Source organism: Streptomyces sp. NPDC052773 (assembly GCF_044547145.1).
Lineage (GTDB): Bacteria > Actinomycetota > Actinomycetes > Streptomycetales > Streptomycetaceae > Streptomyces.
In genome coordinates this window covers 327,945-339,760 of the sequence record NZ_JBITZX010000006.1, presented here as the reverse complement: position 1 = coordinate 339,760, position 11,816 = coordinate 327,945, and the positions used below count along the sequence as shown (strand labels likewise).

Annotated in this window: 9 protein-coding genes; 3 read left to right on the top strand and 6 right to left on the bottom strand. The window is 74.0% G+C overall.

What is annotated here, in order from left to right; all coding sequences use genetic code 11:
• Positions 1–76: 76 nt before the first annotated feature.
• Entirely contained in the window at positions 77–436 is a 360-nt protein-coding gene (locus tag ACIG0D_RS16635; RefSeq protein WP_399800944.1) for a hypothetical protein, read from the top strand.
• Between the two features lie 62 nt (positions 437–498).
• On the opposite strand, the gene purH is transcribed toward ACIG0D_RS16635, so the two are convergent.
• Both purH and purN read right to left on the bottom strand, forming a co-directional pair.
• The gene (gene purH / locus ACIG0D_RS16630; RefSeq protein ID WP_399800941.1) at positions 499–2,064 is read right to left on the bottom strand and encodes a bifunctional phosphoribosylaminoimidazolecarboxamide formyltransferase/IMP cyclohydrolase; all 1,566 of its coding nucleotides are present in this window, start codon (positions 2,062–2,064) and stop codon (positions 499–501) included.
• On the bottom strand, positions 2,061–2,690 hold the full coding sequence (gene purN, locus ACIG0D_RS16625) for a phosphoribosylglycinamide formyltransferase (protein ID WP_399800939.1): 630 nt from the start codon (positions 2,688–2,690) through the stop codon (positions 2,061–2,063). Before purN ends, purH begins: the two co-directional genes overlap by 4 nt.
• A 292-nt stretch (positions 2,691–2,982) precedes the next feature.
• Between purN and ACIG0D_RS16620 the strand changes: the two genes are divergently transcribed.
• A complete protein-coding gene (locus tag ACIG0D_RS16620) occupies positions 2,983–3,756 on the top strand; it encodes a hypothetical protein (protein ID WP_399800937.1) in 774 nt (257 codons plus the stop codon).
• Between the two features lie 44 nt (positions 3,757–3,800).
• Here the strand turns inward: ACIG0D_RS16620 and ACIG0D_RS16615 are convergent, their stop codons facing one another.
• The gene (locus tag ACIG0D_RS16615; RefSeq protein WP_399800935.1) at positions 3,801–5,555 is read right to left on the bottom strand and encodes a DUF6350 family protein; all 1,755 of its coding nucleotides are present in this window, start codon (positions 5,553–5,555) and stop codon (positions 3,801–3,803) included.
• 96 nt (positions 5,556–5,651) lie between these two features.
• On the opposite strand from ACIG0D_RS16615, the gene ACIG0D_RS16610 reads away from it, so the two are divergent.
• Positions 5,652–6,755 (top strand): helix-turn-helix domain-containing protein, encoded by a 1,104-nt coding sequence (locus ACIG0D_RS16610; protein WP_399800932.1) that lies wholly within the window; start codon positions 5,652–5,654, stop codon positions 6,753–6,755.
• Between the two features lie 72 nt (positions 6,756–6,827).
• Here ACIG0D_RS16610 and sucD read toward each other — a convergent pair whose 3' ends face one another.
• The 3 genes from sucD to ACIG0D_RS16595 all read right to left on the bottom strand — a co-directional run bounded on the left by sucD (position 6,828) and on the right by ACIG0D_RS16595 (position 11,740).
• Positions 6,828–7,712 (bottom strand): succinate--CoA ligase subunit alpha, encoded by an 885-nt coding sequence (gene sucD / locus ACIG0D_RS16605; RefSeq protein WP_166001727.1) that lies wholly within the window; start codon positions 7,710–7,712, stop codon positions 6,828–6,830.
• Positions 7,713–7,739: 27 nt separating this feature from the next.
• Entirely contained in the window at positions 7,740–8,921 is a 1,182-nt protein-coding gene (sucC, locus tag ACIG0D_RS16600; RefSeq protein ID WP_399800929.1) for an ADP-forming succinate--CoA ligase subunit beta, read from the bottom strand.
• A gap of 503 nt (positions 8,922–9,424) precedes the next feature.
• Positions 9,425–11,740 (bottom strand): hypothetical protein, encoded by a 2,316-nt coding sequence (locus ACIG0D_RS16595; RefSeq protein WP_399800926.1) that lies wholly within the window; start codon positions 11,738–11,740, stop codon positions 9,425–9,427.
• Between the last annotated feature and the right edge of the window lie 76 nt (positions 11,741–11,816).

Below are 11,816 nucleotides of genomic sequence, written 5' to 3'. Positions count from 1 at the left end.
CCGGCTCTCTCGGGGGAGAGCCGGGACCGCCCGCCGTACCCACGGCACACACGCACCACGACTGGGGGAAACAGTCATGACCACGATGCTCCGCAAGGCCCTCGCCCTCGGCGCCGCCACCGTCACCGCCGGCGCCGCGCTCACCCTGACCACCGCGGGCGCCGCCCAGGCCGCCGCGCCCTGCTGGCGGGACGGCTCCGTCTGGTACTGCAACAACGCGACCGGCGCCAACGTCTACGCGGGCGCGAACAGCAACCGCGTCGTCGGCCGGATGTACTCCAACCCGTCCTTCTTCGTCTGCAAGTTCGACGGCGGCCAGAACCACGGCGGCCCGCACCCCACCCGCTGGGTCTACACCCAGGCGGACAACGGCGAGTGGGGCTGGATGAGCGACAACGACATCAGCTCGGAGACGGACCCGCTGCCGTCCTGCTGACAACAGGGTGAAGGGCCCGCCGGTCGTGGCCGGCGGGCCCTTCACCGTACGGGCGCCGCGGCTCAGTGGAAGAAGTGCCGCGTCCCGGTGAAGTACATCGAGATGCCCGCCTTCTGCGCGGCCTCCACGACCAGCTCGTCACGGACCGAGCCGCCCGGCTGGACGATCGCCCGGACGCCGGCGGCGCCCAGGACGTCGATGTTGTCGGGGAAGGGGAAGAAGGCGTCGGACGCGGCGTACGAGCCGCGCGCCCGCTCCTCGCCCGCCCGCTCGACGGCCAGCTTGCAGGAGTCGACGCGGTTGACCTGGCCCATGCCGACGCCGACGGAGGCGCCGTCCTTGGCGAGCAGGATCGCGTTGGACTTCACCGCGCGGCACGCCTTCCAGGCGAACGCCAGGTCCTTCAGCTCGTCCTCGGACAGCGCCTCGCCCGTCGCCAGGGTCCAGTTGGCCGGGTCGTCGCCGTCGGCCTGGAGGCGGTCGGTCTCCTGGAGCAGGACACCGCCGTCGACCGGCTTGATCTCGACGGGGTTCGCCGGGGCCTCGGGGCAGCGCAGCACGCGGATGTTCTTCTTCCGCGCCAGGATCTCGACCGCGCCCTCCTCGTAGTCGGGCGCGACGATGACCTCGGTGAAGATCTCGGCGACCTGCTCGGCCATCTCCTTCGACACGGGGCGGTTCACGGCGATCACGCCGCCGAACGCGGACAGCGGGTCGCAGGCGTGCGCCTTGCGGTGCGCCTCGGCGACGTCCGCGCCGATCGCGATGCCGCACGGGTTGGCGTGCTTGATGATCGCGACGCACGGCTCGTCGTGGTCGTACGCGGCACGGCGGGCGGCGTCCGTGTCCGTGTAGTTGTTGTACGACATCTCCTTGCCGTGCAGCTGCTCGGCCTCGGCGAGGCCGCCGCCGGCGCCGGTGACGTAGAGCGCGGCGGGCTGGTGCGGGTTCTCGCCGTAGCGCAGGGTGTTCTTCCGCTCCCAGGTGGCGCCCAGGAAGTCGGGGAACGGCGAGTCGTCGACCGGGGCGTACTCGCTCGCGAACCAGCTCGCCACGGCCACGTCGTAGGCCGCCGTGTGCTGGAAGGCCTCGGCGGCGAGCCGCTTGCGGGTGGCGAGGTCGAAGCCGCCGTTCTTCGCCGCGTCCAGGACGTCGGCGTAGCGGGCCGGGCTGGTGACCACGGCGACCGAGGGGTGGTTCTTGGCGGCGGCGCGGACCATGGACGGGCCGCCGATGTCGATCTGCTCGACGCACTCGTCGGGCGAGGCGCCGGAGGCGACGGTCTCGCGGAACGGGTAGAGGTTCACCACGACCAGGTCGAACGGCTCCACGCCCAGTTCGGCGAGCTGCCGCTGGTGGTCCTCCAGGCGCAGGTCGGCGAGGATGCCCGCGTGCACCCGCGGGTGCAGGGTCTTGACCCGGCCGTCCAGGCACTCCGGGAAGCCGGTCAGCTCCTCGACCTTGGTGACGGGGACGCCGGCCGCGGCGATGCGCGCGGCGGTGGACCCGGTGGAGACGAGCTCCACGCCCGCCTCGTGCAGGCCGCGCGCGAGGTCTTCGAGGCCCGTCTTGTCGTAGACGCTGACGAGCGCCCGGCGAAGGGGCCGCTTGTTGCTCTCGGCGGTCACTGGATAACTACCTTTCGTCCCTCAATGCGATAGCCGTTGCGGGCGAGGCGCCCCACGACCTCGACGAGCAGCCTTCGCTCGACGTCCTTGATGCGCTCGTGCAGCGCGCTCTCGTCGTCCTCGTCCCGGACCTCCACCACGCCCTGCGCGATGATCGGCCCGGTGTCGACGCCGTCGTCGACGAAGTGGACGGTGCAGCCGGTGACCTTGACGCCGTACGCGAGCGCGTCACGGACGCCGTGGGCGCCGGGAAAACTGGGGAGCAGGGCGGGGTGGGTGTTCACGAACCGCCCGCCGAAGCGGGCCAGGAACTCCTTGCCCACGATCTTCATGAACCCGGCGGAGATCACGAGGTCGGGCTCGTACGCGGCGACGGCCTCGGCGAGCGCGGCGTCCCACTCCCCGCGGGTGGCGTGGTCCTTGACCCGGCACACGAACGTGGGCAGTCCGGCGCGCTCGGCCCGCGCGAGCCCCTCGATGCCGTCACGGTCGGCGCCGACGGCCACGATCTCGGCTCCGTACGCCTCGGCGCCGGTGGTCGCGATGGCGTCGAGAAGCGCCTGGAGGTTGGTGCCGGATCCGGAGACCAGCACGACGAGGCGCTTGGCCACGGGCTTGGCGGCCACGGTGGGGCCCTTTCTCGGGGGGTACGACGGTACGGTCGGCCGCGTACGGCGCCGTATGTGCGTTCGTACGAATGCTTCGCGCCCCCGGATACGGGGAAGCCTACGAAGCAGCCGACCGTCAGCAACGATACCGGCACACCGGGCGGCCCCCTCGGGACGGGGGCGTGGCCGGAAGGTAGCGTCTGGGGAGAGCCGGGTCGGGAACCCTCCGCGCACACGGTGCGTTGATCGGGTGACGGGCCTGGCCCTGTCGTATTCGTCATGCCGTACTCACCAGGGGAACGCTCACTTGATGCCGGACCGCAGCCTGCGACGCCTCACGCTCACCCCGCAGTCGGCGCAGGGAGGGCGGCCCGGCGGCGTACTGCTGCGGGAGCGCCCCACCTCACCCCCCGACAGCGACGAGCGCGCCGGAGCCGGGCAGGAGGACAACCCGTTCGCGCCGCCGCCCGAGGGCACGCCCGACCGGCCCTGGCAGCCGCGACGGCCGGTCGACGGCGGCGGTCCGCAGGACGGCGGGGGCCCGCAGGGCGGCGAGGGCGACGGCCGGCCCCGGTGGGGCGGCCAGTGGAGCGACCGGCAGCCCGGCCGCTCCCCCGGCGGCTTCGGCGAGCGGCCGGGCGGCGGCCCCGAGGGACAGGGCGGCCCCGGCCCCGGCGGGATGCGCTGGGACCCCACGGACCCGGCCCAGCGCCGCGCGCGCTACGCCCTGCTGTCCGGCATGTGGGCTTTCTTCTTCGCCCTCTTCTCGTGGGCGTATGTTGCGTTGCTGCTCGGCGCGCTCGCCCTCTACTGGGGCATCAGCGCGCTGCGCGCCAAGCCCCGCACCCCCGACCCGGACTCCCCGGCCCCCGTGTCGAACGCCCGGCCCCAGACCGCCGCCGCGATCAGCGGCCTCGTCACCGCCTCCCTCGCCATCACCCTGGTCGCGGCGTCGTTCATGGCCCAGCTGGTCTACCGCGACTACTACACCTGCACCAACGACGCCCTCACCAACGAGGCCAAGCAGGCCTGCACCCAGCTGCTCCCGAAGGAGCTGCGGGGGGTGCTGGGCGGCGACGGCTGAGGTTCGGCTGGTTCGCCACGCCGGCAGTCCGACGTCCGGCTGGTTCAGTGCGGCGCCGGTGGGCCCCCCGGCGCCGCTGCTTCGGGTTCCGGTGGGTCCGGGCGCCAGGAGTCGTCCGCGCGCCAGATGTCGCCTGGGCGCAGGGGTTCCTCCGTGCGCCACGGCTCGTCGGTGCGCCACGGTTCCTCCGTGCGCCACGGTTCGGTCGGCAGGAAGTCGTACGGCTCGAAGGACGGGTCGTCGGCGGCCGGGCGGCCGATGGACAGCTCGCCGTCCTCGCCGAGGGTGATCTCGTCGTCGTAGTCGTGCGAGGGAGCCGGGTCCTCCTGGTCGTACGGCTCGTCGTGGTCGTGCCGCTCGTGCTGCTCGTCGCAGGGTTCCTCGGGGGCGGTCTCCCGTGGGTCGTCGTGGGGCGAGGGCACGGGGGCCGCGGGTGCCGGCACCGACACGCCTGACGTGCCGGTCCGGGTGTCGCCGGACTCCGTTCGCTGGTCGCGCCGGTCCCGCCAGGCCCGTACCGCCCACGCCACCGGCATCCCCACCACCGCCGTCCACACCGCGCCCGCCACGCCGACCTGCCACCACACCGGGCCGAAGTGCGCCAGCCGGCCGACGCCGAGCGGTCCGCCCGCCAGGCCGGCCAGCACGGCGAGCGCGGGTGCGCACAGCCCGGCGGCGTACAGCGCGCCCAGGGCGGCCCGGCCCCGCGTCCAGCCGTCCCCGGCCGCCCGGCCCGCGAACCAGCCCACCGTCACCCCGGCCGCCACCGGCACCGCCCCCGCCGCCCAGTGCAGCGGCGTGCCGGGGCCGGGCTCCGGTACGGCCGCCAGCAGCGGGAACGGCGGCAGCAGTGGCGCGGGCGCGGCGGACAGCGGGCCCGTGACCTGGCCGGCGCCGAGGGCGAAGCCCGGGCCGAGGGCGTACGCCATGCCCCAGACCGCCGCGTTCGGCACCAGCGCCAGGCAGAGCAGGAGCACCGCGAACCGGCCCGACCAGCCCTCCGTGAGCTGGGCGAACGCCACCCGGGCCGCCCCGCCGTGCCACACCAGCGACACCGCCACCAGCAGTGCCCCGCCGCCGACGTAGGCCGCGGTGCCGGCCGCGGCGGCCCGGGCCGCGATCGCCGGCCGTGCCCGGCCCGGCCACCGCCCCGGATCGAGGAGGAAGCGGCGCAGGCCGCCCGGCAGCGGCAGCGGCGCGCTGCCCAGGGGACCGCGGGGCCGGCCGTACGCCGTCCACACCCCGGCCCCGGACGCCACGACGGTGACCAGCGGCAGGGACAGCCCGGTCCACAGCCACGAGGGGCGCAGCGCGCCGCCCGCCGCGTACAGCGCGACGCCGGCGCCGACGGTGAGATAGCCGAGCACCACCCCGGCCCACGCGGTCCGCGCCCCGACCGGTCCGTCGGCGTTCTCCGCGCTGTCCGTCCCGTCGGCCCCGTCCACCGCGTCGCGCGCCGCCCGGTGCAGCAGCCAGGCGGGAAGGGCGAGCAGCAGCAGCGGGGTGACGCCGACCGGGGCGGGGACGCCGGAGAGGGTGTCGGCGCGGACCAGTTCGGCGCCGTGTGCGAGCAGCCACAGCGCGGCGACCACGTGCAGGGCGCTGCCGGGCCCGCTGTCGGGGTACGGCGAGCTGATCCACAGCATCATCACCAGCATGGTGAAAGAGCCGAGGCCCAGTCCGGCCGCGAGGGCGCCGCCCAGCAGGCCGGCGGCGAGTCCGGGCGTACGGCCCCGCACCGGGGTGAGCAGGGGCGACGGTGACGTTCGGCGGTCGGTCATCCGGTTCACGCCCGTCATGCTCCCAACGACACGCGCTTTTCCGTCGTAACAGGCGAAGCTCCGCCGTGTCACTCAATATGTGCTTATGTGGTTTTTCGTACGGAGGCGCGACCGGTGACGCGGCAGCCCGCAACCCCGCTTCCCCCGCCCAAGGAGCGCCGACGTCTGCGTGAGGCCGGGGCACTGACGCATGCTCAGCTCGCGTCGCGCGTCGGCGTCAGCCGGGAGACCCTGCGCGCGTGGGAGTCCGGCCGCACGGCTCCTCGCGGTCACAGACGCGAGGCGTACGCCCGACTGCTGACCCAGCTCGCCGAGTCGGACCGGTCCGCCGTACAGGAGGCGGCAGGCGAGCGGGAAGTGACGGACGGTCACACGGCCCTGCGAGCCGAGGAGCCGGCCCCGCCGCCCGACGGGCCCGCGCCCCTCACCCCCGCCCAGGCCTTCGACGCCCTCTACGCCTTCTGCGCGCCCGCGCTGGTCCGGCAGGCGTACCTGCTCACCGGGCGGCGGGAACTCGCCCGCGAGTCCGTGGAGCGTGCGTTCGAGCTGGCCTGGCAGCAGTGGCCGGAGGTGGCCGTCGACCGGGACCCGGCGGGGTGGGTGCGGGCGGCGGCGTACGAGTACGCCCTCTCCCCCTGGCACCGCTTCCGCCCCCGCTACCGCCACCCCGAGCCGCCGCCCGCGGACGTGCGGGACCGGGCCCTGCTGGACGCGCTGCTGGCGCTTCCCGCGCCGTACCGGCGCACGCTCGTGCTGCACGACGGGGTGGGGCTCGGGCTGCCGGAGACCGCGGCCGAGACGGAGGCCAGCACCCCCGCGACGGCGAAGCGGCTGCTGCACGCGCGGGAGGCGGTGGCCGAGCGGCTGCCCGAGCTGGCGGACCCGGCCGTGCTGCACCGGCGGCTCGCCGAGCTGGCGTCCACGGAGCGGCTGCGTGCCGCGCGGCCCCCGGCGGTGCGCGTGGGCAGCGAGCGCCGGGCACGGTTCTGGACCCGGGCCGCCATCGCCTTCACGGTCGCCCTGATCGGCGCGACCACGCTGACGCTGCGGACGGCTCCCACGCGGTACGAGCCGCCGGTGCCGCCCGGTGAGACGGTCCGCGGGGTGCCGCCACGGGCGGCGCCGGGGCCGCTGTCGCAGCGGGAGCTGGGACTGCGGGAGAAGCTGCGCGAGGAGATGGTGACCGGGCCGGTGAGGCTGGTCCCGCAGGCTTGGTGAGCGAAATGGCGGCAGGCCCGCCCCCACGCGGGGGACGGGCCTGCCGACGTGTCGATGCCGGGTCGGCGAACCTCAGCCGGCGAGGATCTCGCGCGCCAGCTTCGCCGTCTCGGTCGGGGTCTTGCCGACCTTGACGCCGGCGGCCTCCAGGGCCTCCTTCTTCGCCTGGGCGGTGCCGGACGAACCGGAGACGATGGCGCCCGCGTGGCCCATGGTCTTGCCCTCGGGCGCGGTGAAGCCCGCGACGTAGCCGACGACCGGCTTGGTCACGTTGTCCTTGATGAAGGCCGCGGCCCGCTCCTCGGCGTCGCCGCCGATCTCACCGATCATCACGATGAGGTCGGTCTCCGGGTCCTCCTGGAAGGCGGCCAGAGCGTCGATGTGGGTGGTGCCGATGATCGGGTCACCACCGATGCCGACGGCCGTCGAGAAGCCGATGTCACGCAGCTCGTACATCATCTGGTACGTCAGCGTGCCGGACTTCGAGACCAGGCCGATGCGGCCCGGCTTCGTGATGTCGCCCGGGATGATGCCGACGTTCGACTGACCCGGGGTGATGATGCCGGGGCAGTTCGGGCCGATGATGCGGGTCTTGTTGCCCTTCTTGCCGGCGTACGCCCAGAAGGCGGCCGTGTCGTGCACGGCGATGCCCTCGGTGATCACGACGGCCAGCGGGATCTCGGCGTCGATGGCCTCGACGACCGCGTCCTTGGTGAACTTCTCCGGCACGAAGATGACGGAGACGTTGGCGCCGGTCTTCTCGATGGCCTCCTTGACGGTCCCGAAGACGGGTACCTCGGTGCCGTCGAAGTCCACGGTCTGACCCGCCTTGCGCGGGTTCACGCCGCCCACGACGTTGGTGCCGTCACCGAGCATGAGCTTGGTGTGCTTCATGCCCGTGGCGCCGGTCATGCCCTGGACGATGACCTTGCTGTCCTTGTTGAGCCAGATAGCCATGGTGTGTGGTGTCCTCGTCCTGAGTGCTTACTTGGCGGCGTGGGCCAGCTCGGCGGCCTTGTCGGCCGCGCCGTCCATGGTGTCGACGCGCTGCACCAGCGGGTGGTTGGCGTCGGTGAGGATCTGGCGGCCCAGCTCGGCGTTGTTGCCGTCGAGACGGACGACCAGCGGCTTGGTGACCTCCTCGCCGCGGTCCTCGAGGAGCTTCAGGGCCTGGACGATGCCGTTGGCGACCTCGTCACAGGCGGTGATGCCGCCGAAGACGTTGACGAAGACGGACTTCACGTCCGGGTCGCCGAGGATGATCTCAAGACCGTTGGCCATGACCTGGGCGGAGGCGCCGCCACCGATGTCCAGGAAGTTGGCCGGCTTGACGTTGCCGTGCTTCTCACCGGCGTACGCGACGACGTCCAGGGTGCTCATGACGAGACCCGCGCCGTTGCCGATGATGCCGACCTCGCCGTCGAGCTTGACGTAGTTGAGGTTCTTCTCCTTGGCGGCGGCCTCGAGCGGGTTGGCCGCGGCCTTGTCGTGCAGCTCCTCGAAGTCCGGGTGGCGGAACTCGGCGTTGTCGTCCAGCGACACCTTGCCGTCGAGGGCGATGACGTCGCCGGAGGCGACCTTGGCCAGCGGGTTCACCTCGACGAGGAGGGCGTCCTCCTTGATGAAGACGTCCCACAGCTTGACCAGCACGTCGGCCACCTTGTCGGCGACCTCGGCCGGGAACTTGGCGGCCTCGACGATCTCGCGGGCCTTCTCCGGGGTCACGCCGTCGATCGCGTCGATCGGCGTCTTGGCGACGGCCTCCGGACGGGTGGCCGCCACCTCCTCGATGTCCATGCCGCCCTCGACGGAGGCGATGGACAGGAAGGTGCGGTTCGCACGGTCGAGGAGGAAGGAGACGTAGTACTCCTCGACGATCTCCGGAGCGGTCTCGGCGATCATGACCTTGTGGACCGTGTGGCCCTTGATGTCCATGCCGAGGATGTCCGTCGAACGGGCGACGGCCTCGTCCGGAGTGGCGGCCAGCTTCACGCCACCGGCCTTGCCGCGACCACCGACCTTCACCTGCGCCTTGACGACGGACTTGCCGCCCAGACGCTCGGTGATCTCGCGCGCCGCCTCAGGCGTGTCGATGACTTCACCGGCCAGCACCGGTACATCGTGCTTGGCGAAGAGGTCCCTCGCCTGGTACTCGAACAGGTCCACGCGCTTCCGTCCCTATCAGTGATCTCGCGGTTCGTTGGATGCGTGGGCGTGCCGCGAAGGGCAACGTGACGACCGCATGTGTCACAGGGGAGGCGCACACGGTGTCCGAGCGCGCGGCATGTCCGTCTCGCAGGTTATCGCCGGTTGCGGGGGCGTTCTAAATCGCGGGTCACACCCGAGCGGTGATACCTGTCACATGATGCCGCGATCTGTGGCACCCGGTGTCGGAGCCTGTGCGGAGCCTGCGCGAACGGGGCGGAACCTCACCGGGTTGGGGTCTGCCCGGTGAGGTTCCTCGATCGGACCCCGGGCGGGACGAAACCGCCGTCCCGTGCGGGGCTCGGGCCCGGCGATCCCCACCCCAATGGGGACCGCCGGGCCCTCTCCGCGGGGCTCCGGTCCGGACCGGCCGACGGCTTTCGGCGGTCCGGGACGGGCCCCGGCGGGGTCGGGGTTACGGCGCCCGCGGCGGTGGAGGGGCGGATCAGACGCCGTACGAGCCGTTATGCGCCGTACGCGCCATGCGAACTGTTGTGCGGGGCGTGCAGGTCGTCGGCGTCCGGTGCCCAGCCGGGGGTGGCGGAGCCTGCGACGCCCTGCGTGCCGGTGACCGCGTGGCCGGCGAGCGAGCCGCCGGTGGAGTGCGTGGTTCCGGTGAGGTCCCGGGCGAACGGGTCCACGTCGCCCGCCACGCCCTGCGCGAACGGGGCGGCCTCGCCCGCCACGCCGTACGCGAACGGGGCGACGTCCTCCGCGACGCCGTATGCCAGTCCGGTGGCGCTGCCGCCGACGCCGTCGACGACCGGCCGCGCGATGTCGTACACCGCCTCCACGACCGGCTGGACGGCACCCGTGACGCCCTGGGCGAACGGCGGCACCTCGTCGGCGACGCCCTCCGCGAACCGGCCCGCCTGCCCGGCCACGCCGTACCCGAACGGCGCCACGTCCGCGGCGACACCGGCCCCGAAGGAGTGCACGTCGCCCGTCACGCCGTACGCCAGCCCGCCCGCGTCCGCGACGGCCTGCCCGGCGACCGGCACGACACCGTCCACGACGGTGTGCGCGAGCGGCGGCAGCACCGCGCCCGTGGCGTCCGCGACGGCCTGTCCGGCGAGTCCGCCGGCGTACGGCGGCACGTCCGCGACCACGCCGGTCGCGTAACCGGGCACGTCCGCGACGACCCCGCCGACCACCGGCTGGACACCGGCCACGGCGTTCCCGGCGACGTACCGGACGTCGGCCACGGCACCGGCGGCGACCGGCGTCACCCCGTCGACGGCCTGCCCGGCGACCGGCGTGACCCCGTGCACCGCGTCCGTGACGACCGGCTGGATGCCGTGCACCGCGTGGGCGGCGACCGGCTGGACGCCCTGCGCGACCCCGTACGCGACGGGCTGGACGTCGGCGACGACGCCGTACGCGAGGGCGGTCGCCGCGGCCACGGTGTGCGCCGCGGTGGCCTCGACCCCCGCGACGGCCTCCCCGGCGACCGGGGTGAGGCCCGCGACGGCGTCCGTGACGACCGGCTGGATGCCGTGGACGGCCTGCCCGGCGACGGGGGCCACGCCGTGCGCCACGCCCGTGACGACCGGGGTGGCGCCGGCCACGGCCTCACCGGCGACGGGGGTCACGCCGTGCACGGCGTCCGTGGCGACCGGCTGGAGGCCGTTCACCGCGTGGGCGGCGACCGGCCGGATCCCGTGCACCGCGTCCGCGGCGACCGGCTGCACGCCGCGGACCGCGGAGGCGGCCAGCGGAGGGGTCGCCGAGGCGGCGGTCTCCTGGGCGATGGGGGTGACCGTGCCGGGGAGGGCGGTCGCGGTGGCGGTGGCCGCGTCGGCGGTGGTGCCCGCTGTGGTGCGGACGGTGGTGACCGTGCCGGAGACGGTGGTGACCGTGCCGACGACCTGCTGCCGGACGCCGTCGGCGGTGCCGGTGACATGGGCCGGCACGGCGGAGACGGAGGCCTCGGCGGCCGTGCGCACCTTGCCCGCCTCGGCCTGCCCGACCGCCGCCACACCGGCGGCCCGGGCCTGGGTGCCGTGGAGCGTGGCCTGGGCGGCGCCCTGCGCGCTGCCGGCCGTGCGGCCCGCACCGGCGACCGCGTACTGCGCCTTCGTCCGCACGACGCCCTCGACGCCCTGCGCCTGGCTGCGCGCGGCCGACTGCACGCCCTGGAGCCGCGTCTGGGCGGCGGCGAGGGCCTTCTCGAGCTCGGGGGCGAAGGCGGAGAGGGGGCCGAAGAGGTAGTCGATCACGTCCTGGGGGGACGTGGGGGCGTCGGGCAGCGCGTCGGTGGTGGCCGCAGCCTGGGACTGCGCGGCGGCGCGGGCGGCCTGGGCTCCCTGGATGGCCTCGCCACCGCGGACCTTCGTGGCCCTGGCGGCCTTGTCCGCCTTGTCGGCCTTGCCGGTCTTCGGGAGGGAGACCTTGGCGTCGATGTAGCGGCGGGCCTGGTCCTCGGGGGAGAGGGCCGGGATGTTCTTGGTGGCGGTGGCGGTGTTCGTGGCGGTCGTCGCGGTCTTCGAGACGGTGCCGGTGACCTGGGAGGTGGCGCCCTCGACCGTGCCGAGGGTGTCGTCGACCGTCGAGGTCACGCCCCGCACGGCGCTGCCGCCGGTGACGTCCGACAGGGTTCCTTCGACCGTGTCGGTGACGCCGTCGGTGACCGAGGCGAGGGTGCCCTCGGCGTCGGCCGCGTCCGGGGCGGAGAGGGCGGAGGCGGGCAGTTCGTCGGCGCTGGCGTAGGTGGAGCCGAGCGCCCAGGCGCCGGTGACGCCGGCGGCTATGACGATCGAACGGCGGATGTGCTTGTTCATTGCGTGCGTCTGATCCTTTGGGGTTCCGAGACGCCGCGGATTCCGTCGGGACTCCGGGCTTGGGGACATTCCGGAG